Origin of the sequence: Rhodoplanes tepidamans, from assembly GCF_030813915.1 — a bacterium.
GTDB lineage: Bacteria > Pseudomonadota > Alphaproteobacteria > Rhizobiales > Xanthobacteraceae > Rhodoplanes > Rhodoplanes tepidamans.
Window position 1 is genome coordinate 16482 of sequence record NZ_JAUSUJ010000028.1, and the last position, 22864, is coordinate 39345.

Sequence of the window (22864 nt, forward strand, 5' to 3'; positions counted from 1 at the left end):
AGCGGCGAGCCGATCCGAACCACGCATTCTGCTTCCCCACCAGGACTTGTCGAACCCGGCCGCCGTTCGTCGCGTCTCATCGGGACGGCGGCTTCGACGACTCCGCGGCCGCCGGTTGAAAGCCCAGCCGCGACTGCTTATGGGCTATCAACTCAGAAACATTCAGTCATGGGGAGAGGCTTGGACATCCGTCTCAATCGATTGCACGGGCGTATCGATGCCAGGGCGCGGCGGGTGGCCGCGAAGCTGCCTGTCTCGCTGTTCGATGCCGCGGATCTGCCGTCGCCGGAGCGGTTCGCCGCCTGGCGCGAGAGCATCGGTGTGTTTCTGGACGTGTCTCTGCTGCGCCCGGGAGACGAGGAGCGCTACGACTGCTGGGCGGAGAGCTACCTGGTGGACGACCTGGTGTTGTCGCGCTGCGCCGCCAACGCCCAGAAGTTCGATCGTCGGCCGCTGCGCGTCGCGCAGGATTCGATCGACCACTACATGATCCAGCTCCTGGTGGAGGGGACCATCGACATGGCGCTCGCGCGGCGGTCGCTGTCGTTCCCGAGCGGGCAGTTGATCGCATTCGACCTTGCCGACACCATGGACACGGTCAACTCCGATTTCGATCTGGTGTCCGTGATCATCCCGCGGCGACGTCTGGCGCCGCTTCTCGCGCGGCCGGACTCGCTCAACGGGGCCGCTGTCGATCCGCTGAGTGGGACGGGCCGGCTGCTCGCCGCCTGTCTGGCGTCGCTCTACCAGTCGGCGCCGCAGCTTTCGACCGCCGAGGCGAGTGCCGCGGCCGTGGCGTTGATCGACCTGATCGCGCTGGCCTTCAACGGCGTCGACCCGGCCGGCGGCGACGTTCCGGTGGCGGCCGGCAGGGCCGAGCTCCTGCGGGTGCAGAATTTCGTCAAGGCCCATCTCGCGGCGCCGACGCTCGGGCCCGACATGATCGCGGCCGCGCTCGGCATCTCGCGGGCGCGGCTCTATCGCCTGTTCGCGCCGATCGGTGGGATCGCCGAGTATGTCCGCGAGCAGCGGCTGCGCCGCTGCCTGGGCGATCTCGTCTCGGCCAAGCAGGCGCACCGCCAGGTCGCCGAGATCGCCTATGCCTGGGGCTTCTCGGATCCGACCCATTTCGCCCGCGCCTTCAAGCAGCGCTTCGGCCGCACGCCGTCGGAGGTCCGCCGTGCCGCGCCGCCGCTGGCGCGCCGCGACCGGCCCTCGCTCGACCCGCGCGTCGGCGACCGCCTGCACGAGGAGTGGCTCGCCGGCCTGGGGTGAGCGGGGCCTCCCGGGCGCCACCGGGCGAGCCGCGCGACCGCGGCTGGCGTCCGTCGCCGCGTTGCCGCCGCACTCCTCCGACAAGGGTCGCGGCGGGACCGGAGGGCAGCGCATGAAGCGGTCGGCGGCGGTCGTGGGCGCGGCCCTGGTCGTTCTGGTGCACGCGGTGGGGGTGGCCGTGGCGCACCCGCACGTCTGGGTGACGTTCCGAAGCGAGATCCTCTACGCAGCCGACGGGCGAATGAGCGGGGTCCGCCACGCCTGGACGTTCGACGACATGTTCTCGGCCTATGCCCTCCAGGGCATCGCCCACGCCAGAAAGGGCTTCTACACGCGCGAGGAGCTGCGCTCGCTCGCCGAGGTGAACATGACGTCGCTGAAGGAGTACGACTACTTCACCTTCGCCAAGGCCGACGGCCGGACGGCGGCGTTCTCGGGTCCGGTCGACTACTGGCTCGAATACAAGGATCCGAGCCTGACCCTGCACTTCACACTGCCGCTGAAGACCCCCGTTGCCGCGAGGGCGGTGGCGATCGACATCTACGATCCGTCCATCTTCGTCGATTTTGCCTTCGCCACGGACCGGCCGGCCACTCTGGTCGGTGCGCCGCAGGGCTGCCGGCTCGCCCTGGAGCGTCCGCGCGAGCCGACGGCCGCCGAGCAGCAGCGGCTCAGCGGCCTCGACGCCGTGCCGCTCGACAAGTCCGACACCTGGGGCGCCACCTTCGCCAACAAGATCCGAGTCACCTGTCCGTGACAGTCACCTGTCCGTGAGATGCGTCCCGGGGTGTTCCGGGCTCCGCCTTTCCCCTCGGGGTGAGGACGGCCATCCGGGTTCGCGCCGCCGGGCCGGATCGCAGGCTCCGGCACCGCCTTTGGCGATACCTCGGGACGAAAGCGGAGAGAGGTCGGCTCGATCGCGCCGAGGCGCACCCGGCGGTCACCCGGCCGGGGTCTCGCCCAGCCCGGTGATGCGGATGCCGGCGTCCGGAATCTTGTAGGTCCGGTTGATCCAGATGAGCACCGAGGTGAGCGCCTCGGCGACCACAGAGTTGGCGAGCGGGCCGGCGTCGATGCCGCGCAGGCCGGCGTCGCCGGCGAGCCGGATCGCCACGGCGCGCGCCTCCTTGTCGTCGCCGGCGACCAGCACGTCGCAGTCGATGACCTTGTCCGGGTCCTTCAGCTTGTGGGCCGAGACGTTCTGGAACGCCGAGACGACCTTGACGCCCTCGCCGAGCGCGGCCTGCAGGGCGACGACGCAGGAGTCGGTCGCCGGCAGCTGCACCCGCGACACCTTCGGCGGCACCAGCGGCACCGTCACGTCGATCAGGATCTTGCCGGCCAGCACGTCCTTCAGCCCTTCGACCGTCGCCATCTGTCCGGAATAGGGAACCGTCAGCACGACGACGTCGGCATCCTTCACGCCGTCGGCCGACGCGGCCCCCGAGAGCAGCGGCGCGCCGAGCTTGCCGTTGAGCTCGGTCGCGGCGGCCGCCGCCTTGGCGGCGTCGCGCGACCCGATGGTGACGCGGTGGCCGGCACGGGCCCAGCGCATGGCGAGGCCGCTTCCTTCGGCTCCGGTGCCGCCGACGACGCAGACAGAGAGGCTTTCGGTCATGATCCATCCTCGGGCCGAACGGCCCACAGCCACAGCAGAGCGTCCGCGTCGGGAAGCCTCGCGCGATCGCGTCGGGCGGGATGGAGCCGGCTCGGGCGGGGGGCGGGGGTGCCGGCGGACGATGCGCCATCTGGGACCAGCCGGCGCCGCGATGCAAGCCCGAAGGCGGCGCGACGGGGCTGCGGCCGGATGTCCCGGATCGTTCTCGCGCAGGGCGGGACCTACGACCAAAATACGCCTCGCCAAGGCGGCGGCCTCTGCTAGACTACGCCGCGTTGCGAGGGCGAGGCGACCCGTTTCGGGGCCGGCCGGCGCACCACAAGAAGACTGCGAAGACGAAACTTCCAACGAGAACACGAGGGCGGCCGACCCGGACCGCCCCGCCCAGGGAGGAGACGCGGCGTGACGTTTCGCCGGACACTCGAATTGCATGCTTCGCGCGGAGTTTTCGCGCGGCCGAAACCGTGCGCGACCGCGCCGGCGGCGGCCGCGCCCCTCGCGCCGCGAGCCCGTTGATTGCGCACCGAGGGAAGCGGACCGCCCTCCATGGCATCCGACCACGTCATCGAGACCGAGGGTCTGACGAAGGAGTTCAAGGGCTTCCGGGCGGTCAACAATGTCCGCCTGCGGGTCGCCCGCGGCACCATCCATGCCCTGATCGGGCCGAACGGGGCCGGCAAGACCACCTGCTTCAACCTGATCACCAAGTTCCTGCAGCCGACGACCGGCCGCATTCTCTACAACGGCCGCGACATCACGGCGATGAAGCCGCACGACGTCGCCCGCCTCGGGCTGGTGCGCTCGTTCCAGATCTCCGCCGTGTTCCCGCACCTCACCGTGCTGGAGAACGTGCGGGTGGCGCTGCAGCGGACGCTCGGCACGTCCTATCACTTCTGGAAGCCGGAGACCTCGGTCGCGGTCCTGGACGACCGCGCCATGGACCTCCTTGAGCAGGTCGGCGTCGAATCCTACGCGCATCTGCAGGCCGTCGAGCTGCCCTATGGCCGCAAGCGGGCGCTGGAGATCGCCACCACGCTGGCGCTCGATCCCGAGATGCTGCTGCTCGACGAGCCGATGGCCGGCATGGGCCGCGAGGACATCAGGCGCATCTCCGACCTGATCCGGCGCGTCGCCGCGAACCGCACCGTTCTGATGGTCGAGCACAACCTGTCGGTGGTCGCCGATCTCTCGGACCGCATCACCGTTCTGGCGCGCGGCGAGATCCTCGCCGAGGGCTCCTACGAGGAGGTGTCGTCGAACCCGGCCGTGGTCGAGGCCTATATGGGGACCGGCCATGGCTGAGGCGCTGCTCCAGGTCCGCGACCTCGAGGGCTGGTACGGCGAGAGCCACATCCTGCACGGCATGACCTTCGAGGTCGGCCGCGGCGAGGTGGTGACGCTGCTCGGCCGCAACGGCGCCGGCAAGACCACCACCATGCGGGCCGTGATGGGCATGCTGCCGAAGCGCTCGGGCTCGGTGAAGTACGACGGCCGCGAGCTGATCCATCTCAAGTCCAACGCCATCGCCAAGGCCGGCATCGCCATCTGTCCGGAGGAGCGCGGCATCTTCGCCAGCCTCTCGGTGAAGGAGAACCTGCTGCTGCCGCCGCGGGTGAAGCCGGGCGGCCTCGACCTCGAGGCCATCTACAAGCTGTTCCCCAATCTCCGCGAACGCTCGACGAGCCAGGGCACGAAGCTGTCGGGCGGCGAGCAGCAGATGCTGGCGATCGCCCGGATTCTCCGCACCGGCGCCGACCTCCTGCTGCTCGACGAGCCGACCGAGGGGCTGGCGCCCGTCATCGTCCAGCAGATCGGCGCCACCATCCGGATGCTGCGCGAGACCGGCTTCACCATCGTGCTGGTCGAGCAGAACTTCCATTTCGCCGCCACGGTCGCGGACCGTCATTACGTCGTCGAGCACGGCCAGGTGATCGACATGATCCCCAACGCCTCGCTCGAGCAGAACCGGGAGAAGCTCAAGACCTATCTGGGCGTCTGACTCGGACCGTCGGATCCGGGTCGCATCCCGCCGAGAGCCGACCACGCCGCTTGTGAACACGCTGCACATAAAAATCCGGAGGAAATGAGATGAAGACCAAGTCCATGCTGCTCGGAGGCCTCGCCGCCGCGGCGCTGTGCGTCGGCACGACCGGGCACGCGAGCGCGCAGATGAGCGACGGCGTCATCAAGATCGGGGTCCTCAACGACCAGTCCGGCACCTATGCGGACCTGTCGGGGCAGGGCTCGGTCTTCGCCGCCAGGAAGGCGGTCGAGGACTTCTGCAAGGCGCAGAAGTGCGAGAAGATCGAGGTGGTGTTCGGCGATCACCAGAACAAGCCGGACATCGGCGCCGGCGTGGCGCGCCGCTGGTACGACGTCGAGCAGGTCGACATGATCGTCGACACGCCGACCTCCTCGGTCGCGTTCGCCGTCAACCAGATCACCCGTGAGAAGAACAAGGTCTTCCTCAACTCCGGCGCCGGCGCCTCGGACCTCACCGGCAGCGCCTGCTCGCCGAACCTGGTCCACTGGACCTACGACACCTGGGCGCTGGCGCACGGCACCGGCTCGGCGATCGTCAAGCAGGGCGGCAAGTCCTGGTACTTCCTGACCGCCGACTACGCCTTCGGCCACGCGCTGGAGCGCGACACCGCGGCGGTGGTCGAGAAGATGGGCGGCAAGGTGGTCGGCAAGGTGCGCCATCCGTTCCCGGCCCAGGACTTCTCGTCCTTCCTGCTGCAGGCGCAGGCGTCGAAGGCGCAGGTGATCGGGCTCGCCAATGCCGGCGCCGACACCATCAACTCGATCAAGCAGGCCTCCGAGTTCGGCATCGTCCAGGGCGGCCAGAAGCTCGCCGGCCTGCTGGTCTTCATCACCGACGTGCACGCGCTGGGCCTGAAGACCGCGCAGGGCCTGACCTTCACCGAGGCCTGGTACTGGGACACGAGCGACGCCAACCGCGCCTTCGCCAAGGAGTTCGCGGCGGCCAACAAGGGCAACTATCCGACCATGGTGCAGGCCGGCGTCTACTCGGCCGTGATGCACTATCTCAAGGCCGTGCACGCGCTCGGCTCCGACGCCGACGGTGCCAAGGTGGTCGCCAAGATGAAGGAGATGCCGACCGACGACAAGCTGTTCGGCAAGGGCACGATCCGGGCCGACGGGCGCAAGATCCACGACCTGATGCTGGTCGAGGTGAAGAAGCCGGAGGAGAGCAAGGGCCCGTGGGACTACCACAAGGTCGTCGCCACCATTCCGGCCGCCGAGGCGTTCCGGCCGCTCGCGGAGGGCGGCTGCGCCCTGGTGAAGTGAGGCGAGGCGCAGCGCTGCCGCACCTCTCCCCGCGCGCGGGGAGAGGTGAGAAACGTCGAGACGAGGTGATGCGAAGATGTTCGAGCTGCTCGGCGTGCCGCCGCAGGCCCTGTTGGGCCAGCTCCTCCTGGGGCTGATCAACGGCGCGTTCTACGCGCTCCTGTCGCTCGGACTCGCCGTCATCTTCGGCCTGATGAACGTCATCAACTTCACCCACGGCGCCCAGTACATGATGGGGGCCTTCGTGGCCTGGATGCTGCTGCAATACGCCGGCATCCCGTACTGGGGCGCGCTGGTGCTGTCGCCCCTGATCGTCGGGGCGACCGGCATCGTCATCGAGCGGCTGCTGATCTCGCGCCTCTACCACCTCGACCATCTCTACGGGCTCCTGCTCACCTTCGGGCTCGCCCTGATCGTCGAGGGCCTGTTCCGCCAGCAGTACGGCTCGTCCGGGTTGCCCTACACCAACCCGATCCCGGGCGGGCAGAATCTCGGCTTCATGTTCCTGCCCTGGTATCGCGGCTGGGTTGTCGCCTTCTCGCTCGCCGTGTGCCTGGTCACCTGGTTCACCATCGAGCGCACCAAGCTCGGCGCCTATCTGCGCGCCGCGACCGAGAGGCCCGACCTCGTCCAGGCCTTCGGCGTCAACGTGCCCCGCATGATCACGCTGACCTACGGGGTCGGCGTCGGCCTCGCGGCGCTCGCCGGCGTGCTCGCCGCGCCGATCTACACCGTCAACCCGACCATGGGGTCGAACCTGATCATCGTGGTGTTCGCCGTCGTCGTCATCGGCGGCATGGGCTCGATCGCCGGCTCGATCGTCACCGGGTTCGGGCTCGGGGTCGTCGAGGGGCTGACCAAGGTGTTCTGGCCCGAGGCCTCCGCCACCGTCATCTTCGTCATCATGGCGATCGTCCTCATGGTGCGCCCGCAGGGCCTGTTCGGAACGCCGCGATGACCAGCACCAGCCGCAGAGCCTCGGGCGGCGCCGGCCGCAACGTCGACCTGATCGTCTTCGCCGTGCTGGTCGCCGCGCTGCTGGTCGCGCCGCTCGCCGTCTACCCCGTGCTGCTGATGAAGGTGCTGTGCTTCGCGCTGTTCGCCTGCGCCTTCAACCTGCTGATCGGCTACGGCGGCCTCCTGTCCTTCGGCCATGCGATGTTCTTCGGCTTCGCCGCCTACGTGTCGGGCTACACGGTGAAGACCTGGGGCTTCTCGACCGAGCTCGGGATTCTCGCCGGCACTGCCGTCGCGGCCGCGCTCGGCCTCGTCGCCGGGGTGATCGCGATCCGCCGGCAGGGCATCTACTTCGCCATGGTGACGCTGGCGCTCGCCCAGATGGTGTTCTTCTTCTGCCTGCAGGCGCCGTTCACGGGCGGCGAGGACGGCATCCAGGCGATCCCGCGCCGGCCGCTGTTCGGCCTGGTCGACATCTCGGGCGACCTGTCGCTCTACTACGTCGTGCTGGCGATCTTCGCGGCCGGCTTCCTGATCATCTGGCGCACCATCCACTCGCCCTTCGGTCAGGTCCTCAAGGCGATCCGCGAGAACGAGGCGCGCGCCGTCTCGCTCGGTTACGCGGTCGACCGCTTCAAGCTGATCGCCTTCGTGCTGTCGGCGACCCTCGCCGGCCTCGCCGGCGCCACCAAGGCGCTGGTCTTCCAGCTCGCCTCGCTCACCGACGTCACCTGGCAGATGTCCGGCGAGGTGGTGCTGATGACGCTGGTCGGCGGCATGGGCACGGTGTTCGGGCCGATCGTCGGCGCCGCCGTCATCGTCGTCATGCAGAACACCTTCACGGGCTTCGGCGAGTGGGTGCTGGTGGCGCAGGGCTGCATCTTCGTGCTCACCGTGCTGCTGTTCCGCCGCGGCATCGTCGGCGAGATCGTCGCGATCGCCCGCCGGCGCGCGGCCGCGGGCGAGGCGGTCGGCCGCGAGGCCCCGGCCGGCGGGTAGGGCGCCCGGGCCATCCCCGGCCCGGCGGGGATACGGCCGGGGGGCGTTCGGCCCCTGCCGCCCCACTTTGCTGCACTGCAAGAAAGAAAATTACAGAAATTAAGTACAGTGCGACACAAAACTGTTGCGCCGCGTGCGCGGGTACGTATCATTCTACAGATGCAACCCGTAGCAGGAGCGACCCCGTGCTTCAGCGCAGCGATCTCGTCGCATTCATGCCGACCTCCGACATGTGCCACTACCTCGCGCGCGTCGCCCACGGGCACGCATCCTCGCTGCATGCCTGGGTGGTCGACGGGCTGCGCGATCACGGGCTGATCGACCGCCACGACCGGCTCACCGAGCACGGCCGCCGGATGCTGGCGAGCGAGTAGGGCGGCGGCGGCCCCCGGCCGTCACCGTTCCCGGGCCGTCACTCCTTCCGGACCCGTCCCGGGTGCTCGCCGCGCGAGGCGTCGCGGCCGGCGACGCGCTCGCGCCGGTGCTCCAGCTCCAGCGTCACCAGCCGGGCCAGCAGGGTCGCCGGATAGAGCTGGCCGATGATCGTCTCGATGTTGCACAGCGCCCGCGCAATCGGGTGCACGGGGGCGATGTCGCCGTAGCCGGTCGAGGTCAGGGTGACGAAGCTGAAATAGATCAGGTTGGCGGCCAGCCCCGGGCTGTCGACCACCTCGAGCCCGGCGAAGGCGTTCGGGATCGCCATCCCGACCACCGCGAAGACGGCCACGAAGGCCGCCGCGACCAGGAGATACAGCAGCACGGCGCCGATCACCCGGTGGGTGGTCACGCGGCCCGGGCCGAACACCAGCCGCGCGACGACGGATCCCAGCACCAGCGCCAGGATGAGCCAGCCGCCGGCCGCCAGCACGATGTCGGTCTTCGACGGGGTGCTGAGCCGCATCACCACGGCGGACGCGTTCATCAGCAGGCCGACCGACAGCGCCGCGAACACCCACGGGCTTCCCGACAGCACCAGCGCGCCGGCGATGATGCCGAGCAGCACCAGCCCGCCCAGAATCTGCGCCGGCTCGGCCCCGCTCGCCTGCAGCGGCACGGCGACGAAGAACAGCACCACCAGCAGGATGGTCAGCACGGTGAGCAGCTGGTCGCTCCAGCGCTCCTGGGCACGGCGCAGGCGCGCCCGGAAGCCGCGGGCCGGCCTCGCGCTCGCCGGATCACGCATGCTGCGGCTCCCCGGCCGGGGCGGCCAGCTCCGCCGGGGCGGCCCCGGCCGCCGGGGCCGACGCCGCGGGCTGCGGCGCGCCGGCGAGCGCCGCCCGCCGGCGGGCGATCAGGTGCTCCAGCCGGGTGGTCGCCAGCATCAGGGCGGCCGGGTCGGCGGCGTCGGGGTCGCGCGCCGCGATGCGGTCGAGCGCGTTATGCAGGATGCGGTCGATCTGCCGCTCCAGCGCCGCCACGGCGGCCTCGTCGCCGGTGGCCTCCACGGTCTCGGACAGCGCCCGCAGCCGCGCCAGCGCGTTGTCGCTGTGGCCGGCGTCGCGCGCCATGAACTTCCAGGCCGCCGCGAACAGCGAGGTCAGCGAGCCGAGCAGCATCGAGCCGTAGAAGATCTGGTCGCCCCAGCGGTCGAAGAAGGTCTTCACGTCGCCGTCGAAATAGGCGGCGGCGCCGGGATGGATCGGCACGAAGGCGTCCTTGTCGGTCGACGGCGCGCTGATCTCGGCGAGGATCGGATAGGCCGCGACGAGCTCGCGCCTCGTGTCCATGATCGCCTTGGCGAGCGCCGTCACGGTGTCGTCGTCGAGCGCCTTCCGGGCGAGCAGGTAGACGGGCACGCGCAGCGTCGTCAGGTCGTCGTCGGGGACCGGCGGCGCACCGCGCAGCGTGCCCTTCGGCAGGTCGTAGCTCTCGTAGGCGCGCACCAGCGCCGCGATGGCGCCGGCCGCCTCGATCGGCACCAGCCCGACCGTCTGCTTGCCGGACGGGAAGAGGCCGCGCAGCATGCCGAGATACTGCTCGGTGGTCGGTATCACGGCGAGCAGCGCGGCGACCTGCCGGGACGCGAGCGCGTGCTGGGCGTCCGCCGGGGTCAGGTCGCGGAACGTCACCTTCAGATGGTCGAGGTCGTACTCGCGCCGCAGCGCATCGACGAGCCTGCGGTTGACGCTGCCGCCGATCACCCCGACCGCCCGGCCCTTGAGGTCGGTGATCTCCTCGATCTTGCTGCCCGGCGGGGTGACGAGCATCACCACGGCGTTGGAGACCACCACGACGGCGCGGGCGTCGGCGAGATCGCCGACGTCGCCGCGGCCGATCACCAGGTCGACCTCGCCGGCCGCGAAGGCCGCGGCGGCGTCGATCACGGTGCCCTTGTCGACGACCTTGAGCCGCACCGGCGCGCCGGTGGCGGCGAGCCGGGCCGCGACGGCCGAGACGGTGCGCGGCATGGCGCCGTCGAGCGAGCCGGCCGCCACGGTCAGGGTCTTCGGCGCGGTGAACAGGCGCCAGCCCCACAGGCCGGCCGCGAAGGCGATCACGGCCGCGGCCAGCACCACGGCGACGCGCAGCCAGCGCGGCAGCCGGCCGGTGGCGACCGCGGCGAGGCCGGCGGCCACCGCCGTGCCGACGGCGACCTTCTGAAGCTGGCCCTGGTCCATGGCGCTCCTCCGGGCGGGGCGGCGGCTCGTTCCGCCGCCCGAAGGGTATCGTGCGGTTCGCGCGGCGTGTCGAGGGGCCGGGCGCGGCCCGGCCTCCCGCCCGTCGCGCCATCAACAGCTCACGGGATCAGCAGCGACGAGCCGATGGTCTTGCCGGCCTCGAGGTCGCGGTGGGCCGCGACCGCGTCGGCGAGCTGGTAGCGCCGGCCGACATGCGCCTTGACGGCGCCGGCCTTCACCAGGTCGAACAGCTTGCCGGCCGACATCCGGATCTCCTCGCGGGTCGCGCAGTAGGTCGCCAGCGTCGGCCGGGTGAAGTAGAGCGAGCCCTTCTTCTGCAGGAGGCCGGCCTCGACGGGCGGCGGCGCCCCGGTGGTGGTGCCGAACGAGACGAAGTAGCCGCGCGGGGCGAGCGCCCCGATCGAGGTGTCGAAGGTCGCCTTGCCGATCGAGTCGAACACCACCGGCACGCCGGCGCCGCCGGTGATCTCCTTGACCCGGGCGAGGACGTCCTCGCGGGTGCGGTCGATCACCACCTCGTAGCCGTTCTCCCGGGCGAGCCGGCACTTCTCCTCGCCGGCCGCGACCCCGATCATGCGGGCGCCGATGTGGCGGCCCCACTGGCCGGCGATCAGGCCGACGCCGCCGGAGGCGGCCCAGAACAGCACCCACTCGCCGGCCTTGATCGGGTAGCAACGGGTGATCAGGTACTCGACCGTCATGCCCTTCATCAGCAGGGCAGCGGCGTCCTCCTCGGAGATGCCGTCCGGGATTTTCAGCACGCGCTCGACCGGCATGTTGCGCAGGTCCGTGTAGGACCCGGAGGCGCCGCCGGCATAGACCACCCGGTCGCCGACCTTGAAGTCCGTGACTCCGGAGCCGACCGCCGTGACCGTGCCGGCCGCCTCGGTGCCGACCGCGCCTGGCAGCGGCGCCGGGTAGAAGCCGGAACGGAAGTAGCAGTCCTGGTAGTTGAGGCCGACGACGGACTGGCGGATCTGCACCTCGCCCGGGCCGGGATCGGCGAGGTCGATGGTCTCCATCGCCAGCACCTCGGGGCCGCCCGGCGTCGCGTATCTCACCACCCGTGCCTTGCTGCTCATGCGTCTCCTCCGGATCTGTCGGTCGCCCCGGCACCGCGGGGATTTCTGCGGGCGGTGCCGTCGGACGCGAAGTGTTAGCAACCCGCTCGGCGGGTCGGAACGCCCGGGGGCAGGGGACGTGCCATGTGAAATCGCCGGGCGTGGCGCCGCGCCGCAGCGGTCGGGCGGCAGGGAGGGCGGGCGACGGCCGCGCGCGAAAAACGTCCGACACTGATCTGTGTCAAAGAGCGAGACGCCCGGCGCGCCTACAAGACCCTCGTCGCGCCGCTTCACGGGGGTGAGTGGTGTGACGCAAAAGGGGTGGTCCCACGGACCGCCCCTTTTTCTTTTGGCGGCACGGCGCGTGCCGCGCGGCGCCAGTGCGGCCGCACGCTCGGAGCTGCTCGCGCTGCCTCGCCGCCGTAATGCCGGGCCGCCACATGATGCCTAACCCCTCGTGGTGAGGAGCGGCCGCAGGCCGCGTCTCGAACCATGCGGCCGCGGCCGTGCGCCCCCCGATGCGCGACCCCGCGATGCGCGATTCCGCGATGTGCGGCCCAGCGATGCACGATCCCGCCACGGCCGAACGCGGCGCCCCGAATCGCCCACCGGCTCCGGGCTGCGATCGACACCGCCGGCGCCGTCCGCCCGGCCACGCCCGCCGGGTTCGCGACCGCGAAACCTTATGAAAACGCCGTGTCCGGTTATCGGTATCCCGGCCCCGCCTTATGGCCGCGCGAGGCGACCTTATGGCTGCGCTGCAGATCGGTTTTCGGGTCCCGAAAAGTGTGGCTTCGGAGCGACGGGGAGGAGGATTCGTCCTTTGCAGTACGGGACTTGACGGATGTGCAGCGGGGCCGGGCACCGTAAGTCAGGCACGCCGCTGGCCGACGGCTGGCGGTGCCCTCCTTGGGCGTTTCCTCCCTAGACTTCGGGCCGCCGACGTTCACGCCGTGCGGCCTCTTTTTTTGCGCCCAGGTCGGGACACAGGCGCCCGCCAGCCGTCGGCGCGCAGTCTTTCCGAAATGCGCGAGGAAGTCGAGTCGGGCGCGGCGCCTTGCCGTCCGGCGTCTACGTCGAGGTCCCGCTCGGCCGCGCCCCGCCAACGCCCGGCGCATCATGCCCAGGCGTTGGCTCCCGGCGCGTCGGCGGCGGAGGCGGCCCGAGCAGCCGGGATGACGGAGCGGAGCGCTGTCGGTTGCGCCGGCGCTCGCGCCGAGAAGCGGGTGCAGCCAGGGAAGGCTGTTCTGAGACGTCGACGCCAGCACATCGAAAGCAGGGGTGTTCGATTTTATGGCCGAAGTCGCACCAGTAGCCGACGGATGTGATGATAAGGATTTCGGCAAGAAAGCTGATGGCGAGCCGGTCCTGACGAGGTCGACGCAGCGGAAATCCTTCGGTTGCGGAATCTGCGTTCGATGGCGTTTCTGATGCCCTGTCGCCACTGCCTCGACTTGGTTGCTGTAAGCACAAGCCCGTGAGCGCTCATTGACTCCAGCGCGAGCTAGGAGGATGGTATTACATGCCGCAGCCTCCTACTCACGGCGCACCTGGACGCGAGCGGCCGATGCTGCATTCCAGCCAAGCGGACCTCACTGGCTGCGACCGTGAGCCCATCCATCGGCCCGGTGCAATTCAGCCGCATGGCGTTCTGATCGCGCTCGATCCGAAAACGCTCGAGGTCGTGCAGGTCGCCGGACCCGCTGCCACGTATTTCGGATTCTCCGGTCAGGCGTTGATCGGCCAGCGGCTCGAAACGCAGATCGGCTCTGCGGCCAGGATCAGGCTCGAAGCCCAGTTCGCACACGATCCCGCCATGCCCCGCACGTCGCTGGCGCTGGAGGTGGAGATTCTCGGCAGTCGCATGGATGCGACCGCGCATCTGCACGACGGGCTGGTCATTCTCGAGCTGGAGCCGCAGCGTCCGTTGCCCGCCGCCGACGTGCTCGACCTCGTTCATTCGATGATCGGTCAGATGCGCCCGGCAGAGCGACTGGAGACGCTGCTGCAGTCCTTGGCCGATCAGGTCCAGCATGTCACCGGCTATGACCGTGTGATGGTCTACCGGTTCCAGGCGGACGACAGCGGCCATGTCGTGGCCGAGGCCCGCTCGGCGGAGGCGGTGCCGTCCTATCTCGACCTGCATTATCCCGCGAGCGACATCCCCGCACAGGCCCGCGAGCTCTATGCCAGGAGCTGGATCCGCTACATTCCGGATGCGGCCTACACGCCCGAGCCGCTGGTTCCGCCGCTCAATCCGAGGACCGGGGAACCGTTGGATCTGAGCTGGAGCCGGCTGCGCGCCGTCTCGCCGGTCCACCTCGAATATCTCGGCAACATGGGCGTGCGCTCGTCGATGTCGCTGTCGTTGATGGTCGGGAGCAGGCTCTGGGGTCTGATCGCGTGCCACGCGGCGGCGCCCCTCTATCTCAGCGCCAGGCTGCGGCTGGCGCTCGAAGTGTTCGCTCAGCTCGCCTCGCTTCACCTGGGCAGCACGATCGACCTCGGCGAGGCTAACGAGCGAATCCGGTTCCGCGACGTCCACGATCAATTGACCCGCGCCATGAGCCAGCAAGGCTTGGCCGAGGCGCTAATCGGCTCCCGCCCCAACCTCCTGGACTATATTCAGGCCGCGGGTGTCGTGGTCAGGGTCGAAGGCGAAAACTTCGCACTCGGACAAGCGCCCGATGACGGGCAACTCGACGCCCCGGTCGAATGGCTCAACCGCACCCGGTCCGAGGGCGTGTTCTTCACCGACCATCTGGCGGCGGATTATCCCGCGGCCGAAGGCTTCCTCGACCGCGGCGCAGGCCTGCTGGCGCTGTCGGTGTCGCGCCAGCCGCGCGATTACGTGCTCTGGTTCCTTCCCGAGGTCATCTCGACCGTGACATGGGCGGGAGATCCCAGCAAGCCCGTGACGTCGGGCCCGCTCGGCGACCGGCTCACGCCGCGCAAATCCTTCGCCGCCTGGACGGAAACCGTGGCCGGCCGGTCGCGCCCGTGGCGCGCCGTCGAAATCGACGCCGCCATCCTGCTCCGCACCACCGTGCTGGAAGTGGTGCTGCATCGCATCGATCAGGCGCTGCGCGAGAAGGCCAAGGCGAATATTCAGCAGAACCTGCTGATGAACGAGCTGGACCACAGGGTCAAGAACACCATCGCCACCATTCAGTCGCTGGTGCGGCTGTCGAGCAAGAGCGCCGACGAGCTGGTCGACTTCACCCGCTCGATCGAAAAGCGGCTCCAGGCGATGGCGAAGGCTCACACCCTCTTGTCGGCCTCGCGCTGGCAGAGCGCCTCGATGCGGACGATCGTCGAAGAAGAGTTCGCCGCCCTGAGGTCCCGGTTGGACGTCGGCGTCATCATAGAGGGCGACGAGTACGCGCTCGAGCCGCGCGCGGCGCTCTCCTTTGCCCTGGCTTTGCATGAGCTGATCACAAACGCCGTCAAGCACGGCAGTCTTTCGAACGCGGCGGGAAAGGTTCTTGTGACCTGGAACGAGGTTTCCAGAGACGACAGGACGTGGCTCGCCTTCCACTGGACCGAGGTGGGAGGTCCGCCAGTGATGCCCACGGAACGACGTGGCTTCGGCCGCACCCTGTTGGAGCGGGTGTTCGCCGAGGACGTGAGCGGGCGGGTCGATCTGGCCATGAACCCGGAGGGCGTTCGCTGCCTCATCGAATTTCCATTCGAGCGGCTCGTTCCGGTGGCGCCGGTTGCCGAGAAGACGCACTACGGCCGCGCTGCCCCGGTGGAGCGGGAGCGACCGGGAACCCTGGTCGGCGTCCGGATGCTGGTGGTGGAGGACGACGGCCTGATCGCCGCCGACTTGGCCGAAATCTTGCGAAGCGCGGGCGCGACCGTGATCGGTCCTTATGGGCGGCTCGGCGAAGGTCTCGCTGCGGCGGCCGACGAGGATTTCGACATTGTGCTGCTCGACGTCAATCTCCGCGGCAGACCGTCTTGGCCGATCGCCAATCTGGTCATCGACAGGGGCATCCCTGTCGTACTGGCGACCGGCTACTCCGAGGCCTTCGAGCGGCCTGCTGCCTTGGCCGGGCTCATCACGGTCAACAAACCCTACGACTCGGCCCTGCTTCTGAGTGAAATGCAACGCGCGCTCGTTTCAAGTTAATACTCGCTACACACATCAAGTGCGTTCCCTGACGCTTTCAGCGGCTTCCATCTGTTCTGATCCCGCCATCGTCCGGTTTCTCCCAGTCGACGACATGGCTGCCGGGCGCTCGGCCCGGAGCGCGTCGACGGCGAACTGGGCGACGCTGCATCGATACGGCGCCCGCCGCCCGCCGGGTCGACGTCCGTCCGCACTGTTCGGAGACGCATGCCCCAGGGGCTTGGCAGAGAGACCGAGGCAGCCCGACCGAGGGCGCTTCAGCCCCACCATTCCGCTGCCACTCGATCTTGCTGTAACCCGCAAGATCAGATGGCATGGGCGGGATCTGGCGGGAACGGCCGGGATCAGCCGGGAAAACCTCGACGGTGGCGGAACTTGACGGGCGCGGCGGGGGCGGACGGCGGATCCGGGGGGCGCAAGATCGGATGGCACGGCGCGTGACGGCGCGGCGGAAAAAGCGTCGACGAGTCAGTGGCGAAGGGTGACGCGGCGTCACTGTTCCAGCCGACGCCGGCGATCGTACCACAAACCATTGAAAACACGACCGAGCTGGCCCGAAAGCCGCGACCCGGTGATGGGTCGAACAGTGACGCGGCGATGCACCGTCGTCCGAGCCTCAACGGGTTCCGGCAGACGAGCGCACTGAGCGTTCGCAGTCCGCCATCTGCCGCCGATACTCCCGGTCGTCGGCCAAGAGCGCGGCCCGAACCCGGTCCGGCGGCAGATCGATGTCGTAGATCATGTTCAACAGCGTCTGGGTGGCGACGCCGCAGAAGATCCGCCCCAGTTCGCCGGGCTTGGTTGCGGCTATGATGGCCGCGTGGTTCGCGAGCAAGGCTCGGCGGGGCGCTGCGAGCGCCTCTCGATCGTGCGTTGCGATTCCGGCTCGGACCGTACGCTCCGCGTCCCGAATGCTCCGGACGATCTGCACCAAGTCGGCGCCCAGGGCGGGACCCGACGCGCCTATGACGCCGACGAAAGCGATCAAGGTCCCGATCACGCGCCTCAGATCGTCCGCCCGTACCATCTCACGCGTCCCTCGACCCGCAGCTCGGGCAGCTCGGCAGCCGGGATGACCTCGTCGTCGTAGTGCTGATTGTCGGACTTCAGCACGGCGCTGCCGTCGCGCCGCGTCTGGATGCGCTTCACCAGCACCATCCCGCCGAGAACCAGCACGTAGATCCCATTGTCGACGACGCTGTCGATGCCCCGGTCGATCAGGAGAAGGTCGCCGTCCCGAATGGTCGGCTCCATCGAGTCGCCGACCGCGATCAGGACCTCGGCCTGCCGGGCATTCAGGCCGATCCGGCGCAGCCATTCGGTGCGAAACGCCACGAATCGCGATGTGCCGTCGAGATCGTCCAGCGGGACTAAGGCGCCGGGACCCGCACTGGCCCGCACGTCGTAGCGCCGGACGAACGAAAAATCCTCAATTATATCAGTATCTTGAAGCTTATTGACGCCTGCGACCAGCCATTCCAGCGAGACCCGCCCCGCCTTCGCCAAAGCGATTATCGTGGCGAGGCTCGGGTCGCCGCCGCCCAGGATCTTGTTCAAGCCGGACTGCGAGATGCCGGCCCGCCGGGCGAAGTCGGCCTGCGTCGATCCAGAAACAAGCTCCTGCAATCGCAAATGAAATTGCGAAAGCTCACGAGCCGGTTGCTTGCGAGGGCGGGGCACGCTGTGTAATCCACTAAAGCGATAATCCGCCTTGCGATTTATCGCTATGGCGATTATCGTCACCCAAGTGATTTGCCGACCCAGAAAAACCGGCCGTGAGGGCGGCCGGTGCTCCGGAGACCGAGATGCGGAAACGGCGTTGGGATCGTCATGCCATCAAGGCGGAGGTGCACCGTCGCGGCATGACCCTGCTCGGGATCGCCCGCGGCGCGGGTCTCGAGCCGAGTGCGTGCAAGGTCGCGCTGCGCCGTCGCAACTACGGCGGCGAGCGAGCGATCGCGGCGGCGCTCGGGATCGAGCCCTCCGTCCTGTGGCCCGAGCGATACGACGCCAGACCCGTCTCTCCCCAGCAGCGTACCCGACTCGGGTCGGCCGCCACCAGTCAAAACGCCCCCGTGGGCTGGACATCGCGAGGGCTGCCGTGAGCCGCCGGATGTCAGGCTTTCGCGTGCCGATGGATATCGGGCCGAGCACCGCACAGCGGCTGTACGTCCACGGAGTGGTGATCGCTGGCCTCGTCTGCGCCTGGCTCACCCTGTCGGCCGTCATCCTGGAGGCCATCACCCCGCGCCAGCCGAACCAGGCCGCGACCGCACCGAACGAGCCGCGCGCGGCGTTCGGCCTTCCCTGTGAACAGCCCGGTCGGCCCGAACCGACGCGGGCCGCGATGCGCGCCACCTGCGCGCCGGTCCTTCGCGGGCCGTCTGTGGTGGGGCGGCGGGGCTACCCGCATGGCGGGGACGCCCCCGCACCGGCTGGTCCGAACTCCGGCGGGCGCGCTCCCGGCGCGTCCGCCGGTCTTTTTGAAGCGCGTTGAGAACGGCGGACATGACCATCAAAACTATCGAGATCGAAAAGATCGACGCCAGCGGACGGCTGCGGCCGACCCGCCCCGAATGGATCGAAGCCTTCGCCGAGCAGATCGCCGCCGGCGACGAGTTGCCGGCGATCGAGGTGGTCGAAGCCGGCGACGGTTATCGGCTGATCACCGGCAAGCATCGGCTCGAAGCCCACAGGCAGGCGGGTCGGACCGTCATCGCGGCGGAGGTGAAGGATCCGGCGAAGTACGGCGACGAGGCGTCGCGCCGGCTCCGCGAGATCAAGGAGAACTTTTACAGGGTCGGGCTGACGGAGCTCGATCGCTGCGTCGCCATCGCGGCCTGGAAGGACATCTACGAGGCGACGAACCCTCTGCCGAAACGCGGCCGGAAGAGCGCCGAGGAAATTGCCGCAGAATCTGCGGGAATTTTCTCGGCGAGCTTCTCGAAGGCTGCGGCCGAGGTGCTCGCCATCTCCGAGCGCTCCGTCCAGGTCGCCGTGAAGATCGCGACCGGCATCGAGAAGGGGGTCCGCGCCGCGCTCGCGCTGCATCAGGTCGCCGATCATCAGGCGGACCTGCTCGCCCTCGCGCAGCAGACGAGCACACGACAGGAGGCCATCGCCGCGCTGCTGCTCGATCCCGAGCAGGGCATCGACTCGGTCGCGGTGGCGATTGCGACGCTCGACAGAACTCCGGCCCGGGCCCGCGCCGCCGCGTGGGAGAAGCTGTCCAATCGCTTCGCGCGGCTGAAGGAGGCGCAGCAGCACGCGTTCTTCGAGGCGCATCACGACGCCATCACGCTGTGGCTCTCCAAGCGCAGCGCCGGTGCCCAGACCACCAAGCGGTGACGTCATGGCCCCGCGCCGGGACACCTCCACGCTCGATCTGTTCCGCGACTTCGAGCCGGCGCCCGTGGTGCCGCGCTTCGCGGCCGACGAGGTCAAGGCGTGGACCCCGGCGCGGCGGCTCTCCCGCGCGATCGCCAAGACGCTCGACGAGTGCGGCCGCTCCCGCGAGGAGGTGGCCACTGCGCTCTCGGAGCATCTCGGCGAGCGCGTCTCCAAGGCGATGCTCGACGCCTACGCCTCCCCCGAAAAGCCGCATGCGATCTCGGCGCAGCGGCTCGCCGCGCTGGCCGTCGTCACGGGCGACGTGCGCCCCTTCAACACGCTCCTCGACGCCGCCGGGCTGATCGTGATCGAGGCGAAATACGAGGCGCTCCTGCGGCGTGAGAAGGCCCGGGAGCTGCGCGAGCGGCTCGACCGCGAGATCGAGGCGGCCGACGCGGCATGGAAGGCGCGGCGATGAAGGAGTGGCTCACCGCTGCGGAGATCGCCGGCCAGGAACTGCCGGGCGTGCCGTCGACCAAGAGCGCGATGATCCGCTTCGCCGAGCGCGCCGGCTGGGCCGACAGCGCCGCCTATGTGCGCAACCGCGCCGGACGCGGCGGAGGTCTCGAATACAACATCGCGCTGCTGCCGCCGCTCGCCCGCATCGCCTACGAGCGCCGCCATCGCCGGATCGAGGCCCTCGCGCCCCAGGCGCCGGCCGCCGTCGGTCCGGCCTCGCGCTCGCCGAGCACGGACCTCTCCGACCGCGCCGCGATCGAGCGCGATGCGCGGCTCGCGATCGTCACGGCTTACAGGGGCTTCTCCGTCGGGCAGCGGCTCTCGGAGACGTCCCGCACCAAGATCTTCGTCGACGCCTACAACGCCGGCTCGCTGGCGATCGAGCCGTGGATCCGCGAGATCGTCCCGGCGCTGTCGCCGCGCACGCTGGCGCGCTGGCGCGCCGCCCGGGCGGCCGGCCGCACCGAGACGCTCGCGGTCGATCGTGGCGCCGCCCGCAAGGGCAAGGGCGTTCTCGATGTGGCCGCCGGCGGGCGGGTGCGCACGTTCCTGCTCGCGCTCATCGCGCAGAACCCGCACCTCTCGGCGCAGCACCTGCGCCAGTTGATCCGTTCGGAGTTCGGCGACACGCTCGATTGCAACGGCAAGGCCGTGCCGGTGCCGCCGGTGCGCACCATCCAGCACGTCGTCGCCAGGCTGAAGCAGGACGAGCACGTCGCCCTCACCAAGCTGTCGAACCCGGACCGCTACCGCTCGATCATGGCCCCGTCCGGCGTCGGCACCTATCGCTGGGTCGTCGAGCCGAACACGCTGTGGATGATCGACGCCTCGCCCGTCGATGCGCTCTGCGTCGACGGCCGGCACACGATCTACGCGGCGATCGACATCGCGACGCGGCGCACCGTGCTGTACGTCTCGCGCACCCCGCGGGCGAGCGCCGTCGCGCTGCTGATCCGCAAGGCGATCATCGCCTGGGGCGTGCCCGACAAGATCAAGACCGACAACGGCTCCGACTTCGTCGCCCGCGACACGCAGCGCCTGTTCGCCTCGCTCGGCATCGAGATGGAGCTGTCGGACCCGTACCAGCCGCAGCAGAAGGCCTTCGTCGAGCGCGTCATCAAGACCTTCCAGCACGATTGCGCGACGCTGCTGCCGGGCTTCGTCGGCCACTCGGTGGCGGATCGCAAGGCGATCGAGGATCGCAAGAGCTTCGCCGAGCGCCTCGGCGAGGACGCGGCCGAAGCCTTCGGCGTGAGCCTCACCGGGGCGGCGCTGCAGGCCGTCGTCGACCGCTGGGTCGAGACCGTCTATGCGGAGCGCGAGCACGCCGCGCTGAAGACCTCGCCGCGTCTCGCCGCCGCCGCCTCGAAGCGGCCGGTCCGCACCGTCGATCCGCGCGCCCTCGACCTGCTGCTGATGCCAGTCGCCGGCGGCGACGGCTTCCGCGAGGTGACCAAGCTCGGCGTGCGGGTGGACGGCTTCCACTACGTGGTCATGGAGGCCCTGCCGGGCGACCGCGTGCTGGTCCGCATGGACCCGGTCGACGCCGGACGCATCTACGCCTTCGATGCCGACGACGGCCGCTTCGTCGGCGAGGGCCTGTGCCCCGAGCTGGCCGGCATCGACCCGGCCGCGCTGATGGCGGCGAAGCGTGCCGCGCAGGCCGAGATCATCTCGGACGCGACCCGCGAGGCCCGCAAGGTCATCAGGGACATCACCAAGGGGCCGGCGCTGATCGAGCGCGTGCTGACGGTCGCCGAGCGCGACAAGGCGAGTGCCGCGGCAGCGGCCAGCAACGTGATCACGCTTCCGAAGCGCAGCGAGGCTCACGAGACGCCGGCGATCACTGCGGCCCGTGACGCCATGGCGCCGCGCCCGATCGAGCCGCCGACCCCGTCAGCCGACGTGCTGGCCATGCAGGCGAAGCTGATCGCCGAGGACCAGGTGGTGCGGCCGCTGCGCAGCGAGGAGACGCCGCACCAGCGCTGGAAGCGCGCCCTCGATCTGATCGCCCGCATCGCCGCCGGCGAGCCGGTGCCGGCCGACGAGGCGATGTGGCTCGGCGGCTATCGCGCCGGCCCGGAGTTCAAGGGCTTCGCCATGACCTATGGCGACCCGATGGCGCAGCCCGCCGAAACGAAGAGCCCCGCCGCGTCCTGGCACGACGCGACGGGGCAGTCAGTCTGAAGATGGACGAGGGAGAAAGATGACCACCGCACAGAACGGCGTCAAGGGTCATGGCCCAAGCGGGCAAGTGCCACTCAAGAACGTGGCGAACTTCATGGCGCTGACCATGCGGTTGATCGAGCGGGAGCCGCATCTGCCGGGCTTCGGCGTCTGCCACGGGCCCTCGGGCTACGGCAAGACCTACGCCTCGATCTATGCGCAGAACCGCACCCGCGCCGTGCGGGTCGAGGTCGGCGAGTCCTGGACGCGCAAGACCTTCCTGAAGTCGCTGCTGTTCGAGCTGGGCGTGCAGGCGCGCGGCACCATCAGCGACATGGCCGACCAGGCCAAGGCGCTGCTCGGCGACGACCCGCGGCGCCCGCTGATCGTCGACGAGGCGGACAAGCTGGTGGACAAGGGCATGGTCGAGCTCGTCCGCGAGATCGGCGACGTCGCCGGCTGCCCCGTCATCCTGATCGGCGAGGAGCGGCTTCCAGCCAAGCTCGTCCAGCACGAGCGCATCCACAATCGCGTCCTCGACTGGATGCCGGCCCAGCCCTGCGATCTCGACGACACGACGGCGCTCGCCAGGGCGCTGTGCCCGCGCGTCTCCGTGGCGGCGGACCTGCTCGACGACATCCGGAGGCAGTCCGAGGGCCGGGCGCGCCGCATCGTCGTCAACCTCTCGCGCGTCGGCGAGCTGGCCCGCAATCGCGGCCTCACTGCGGTAGATCGCGCCGCCTGGGGCGGAACCGCCTTCTACACCTCGCGGGCGCCGGCGCCCCGCACCGTCGACGCCGGCCGCTGGAGCGCGTGATGGGCAAGCGCGTCACACCGGCACCCACGGCGCACA

General features: G+C 69.6%; 21 protein-coding genes. 15 read left to right on the forward strand and 6 right to left on the reverse strand.

All coding sequences use genetic code 11. The features are described from left to right. Positions 1–234 precede the first annotated feature (234 nt). Positions 235–1275, forward strand: coding sequence for a helix-turn-helix domain-containing protein (locus tag J2S22_RS25665; protein WP_272778151.1), 1041 nt, complete (start codon positions 235–237; stop codon positions 1273–1275). Positions 1276–1387: 112 nt separating this feature from the next. Next, positions 1388–2032, forward strand: a complete 645-nt coding sequence (locus tag J2S22_RS25670) for a DUF1007 family protein (protein WP_272778152.1) — start codon at positions 1388–1390, stop codon at positions 2030–2032. 183 nt (positions 2033–2215) lie between these two features. Here the strand turns inward: J2S22_RS25670 and npdG are convergent, their stop codons facing one another. Further along, a complete protein-coding gene (gene npdG / locus J2S22_RS25675; protein WP_272778153.1) occupies positions 2216–2893 on the reverse strand; it encodes an NADPH-dependent F420 reductase in 678 nt (225 codons plus the stop codon). A gap of 546 nt (positions 2894–3439) precedes the next feature. Between npdG and J2S22_RS25680 the strand changes: the two genes are divergently transcribed. From J2S22_RS25680 to J2S22_RS25705, 6 genes are all read left to right on the forward strand, one after another. Beyond that, positions 3440–4195 carry an ABC transporter ATP-binding protein gene (locus tag J2S22_RS25680; RefSeq protein WP_272778154.1) on the forward strand — a complete coding sequence of 252 codons (756 nt, stop codon included), beginning with the start codon at positions 3440–3442 and terminating at the stop codon, positions 4193–4195. Further along, positions 4188–4892, forward strand: coding sequence for an ABC transporter ATP-binding protein (locus J2S22_RS25685; protein WP_272778155.1), 705 nt, complete (start codon positions 4188–4190; stop codon positions 4890–4892). The genes J2S22_RS25680 and J2S22_RS25685 overlap by 8 nt, the downstream gene beginning before the upstream one ends. An 89-nt stretch (positions 4893–4981) precedes the next feature. Further along, positions 4982–6205, forward strand: a complete 1224-nt coding sequence (locus J2S22_RS25690; protein ID WP_272778156.1) for an ABC transporter substrate-binding protein — start codon at positions 4982–4984, stop codon at positions 6203–6205. A 76-nt stretch (positions 6206–6281) separates the two neighbouring features. Continuing rightward, positions 6282–7163, forward strand: a complete 882-nt coding sequence (locus J2S22_RS25695) for a branched-chain amino acid ABC transporter permease (RefSeq protein ID WP_272778157.1) — start codon at positions 6282–6284, stop codon at positions 7161–7163. Beyond that, a complete protein-coding gene (locus J2S22_RS25700; RefSeq protein WP_272778158.1) occupies positions 7160–8161 on the forward strand; it encodes a branched-chain amino acid ABC transporter permease in 1002 nt (333 codons plus the stop codon). The genes J2S22_RS25695 and J2S22_RS25700 overlap by 4 nt, the downstream gene beginning before the upstream one ends. Before the next feature lie 185 nt (positions 8162–8346). Beyond that, entirely contained in the window at positions 8347–8535 is a 189-nt protein-coding gene (locus tag J2S22_RS25705) for a hypothetical protein (RefSeq protein WP_272778159.1), read from the forward strand. A 38-nt stretch (positions 8536–8573) separates the two neighbouring features. Here J2S22_RS25705 and J2S22_RS25710 read toward each other — a convergent pair whose 3' ends face one another. The 3 genes from J2S22_RS25710 to J2S22_RS25720 form a co-directional block, all read right to left on the reverse strand. Then, positions 8574–9344: a potassium channel family protein gene (locus tag J2S22_RS25710; RefSeq protein ID WP_272778160.1), complete on the reverse strand. Its 771-nt coding sequence runs from the start codon at positions 9342–9344 to the stop codon at positions 8574–8576. Then, positions 9337–10779 (reverse strand): TAXI family TRAP transporter solute-binding subunit, encoded by a 1443-nt coding sequence (locus J2S22_RS25715; protein ID WP_272778161.1) that lies wholly within the window; start codon positions 10777–10779, stop codon positions 9337–9339. Before J2S22_RS25715 ends, J2S22_RS25710 begins: the two co-directional genes overlap by 8 nt. A 119-nt stretch (positions 10780–10898) precedes the next feature. Then, the gene (locus J2S22_RS25720; RefSeq protein ID WP_272778162.1) at positions 10899–11882 is read right to left on the reverse strand and encodes a quinone oxidoreductase family protein; all 984 of its coding nucleotides are present in this window, start codon (positions 11880–11882) and stop codon (positions 10899–10901) included. A 1546-nt stretch (positions 11883–13428) separates the two neighbouring features. On the opposite strand from J2S22_RS25720, the gene J2S22_RS25725 reads away from it, so the two are divergent. After that, complete coding sequence (locus J2S22_RS25725; protein WP_272778163.1) at positions 13429–15996, forward strand: HWE histidine kinase domain-containing protein; 2568 nt, start codon at positions 13429–13431, stop codon at positions 15994–15996. Between the two features lie 616 nt (positions 15997–16612). Here J2S22_RS25725 and J2S22_RS25730 read toward each other — a convergent pair. Next, positions 16613–16996 carry a hypothetical protein gene (locus J2S22_RS25730; RefSeq protein WP_272778164.1) on the reverse strand — a complete coding sequence of 128 codons (384 nt, stop codon included), beginning with the start codon at positions 16994–16996 and terminating at the stop codon, positions 16613–16615. Between the two features lie 5 nt (positions 16997–17001). Beyond that, entirely contained in the window at positions 17002–17676 is a 675-nt protein-coding gene (locus J2S22_RS25735; protein ID WP_272778165.1) for an XRE family transcriptional regulator, read from the reverse strand. 125 nt (positions 17677–17801) lie between these two features. On the opposite strand from J2S22_RS25735, the gene J2S22_RS25740 reads away from it, so the two are divergent. The 6 genes from J2S22_RS25740 to J2S22_RS25765 all read left to right on the forward strand — a co-directional run bounded on the left by J2S22_RS25740 (position 17802) and on the right by J2S22_RS25765 (position 22828). Then, positions 17802–18101 carry a helix-turn-helix domain-containing protein gene (locus J2S22_RS25740; RefSeq protein ID WP_272778166.1) on the forward strand — a complete coding sequence of 100 codons (300 nt, stop codon included), beginning with the start codon at positions 17802–17804 and terminating at the stop codon, positions 18099–18101. Next, entirely contained in the window at positions 18098–18493 is a 396-nt protein-coding gene (locus J2S22_RS25745) for a hypothetical protein (RefSeq protein WP_272778167.1), read from the forward strand. Before J2S22_RS25740 ends, J2S22_RS25745 begins: the two co-directional genes overlap by 4 nt. A gap of 11 nt (positions 18494–18504) precedes the next feature. Then, the gene (locus J2S22_RS25750; RefSeq protein ID WP_272778168.1) at positions 18505–19344 is read left to right on the forward strand and encodes a ParB N-terminal domain-containing protein; all 840 of its coding nucleotides are present in this window, start codon (positions 18505–18507) and stop codon (positions 19342–19344) included. Positions 19345–19348: 4 nt separating this feature from the next. Then, the gene (locus J2S22_RS25755) at positions 19349–19804 is read left to right on the forward strand and encodes a hypothetical protein (protein WP_272778169.1); all 456 of its coding nucleotides are present in this window, start codon (positions 19349–19351) and stop codon (positions 19802–19804) included. Next, on the forward strand, positions 19801–22032 hold the full coding sequence (locus tag J2S22_RS25760; RefSeq protein ID WP_272778170.1) for a TnsB C-terminal domain-containing protein: 2232 nt from the start codon (positions 19801–19803) through the stop codon (positions 22030–22032). The genes J2S22_RS25755 and J2S22_RS25760 overlap by 4 nt, the downstream gene beginning before the upstream one ends. Positions 22033–22099: 67 nt before the next feature. Further along, entirely contained in the window at positions 22100–22828 is a 729-nt protein-coding gene (locus J2S22_RS25765; RefSeq protein WP_272778171.1) for an AAA family ATPase, read from the forward strand. Positions 22829–22864 lie beyond the last annotated feature (36 nt).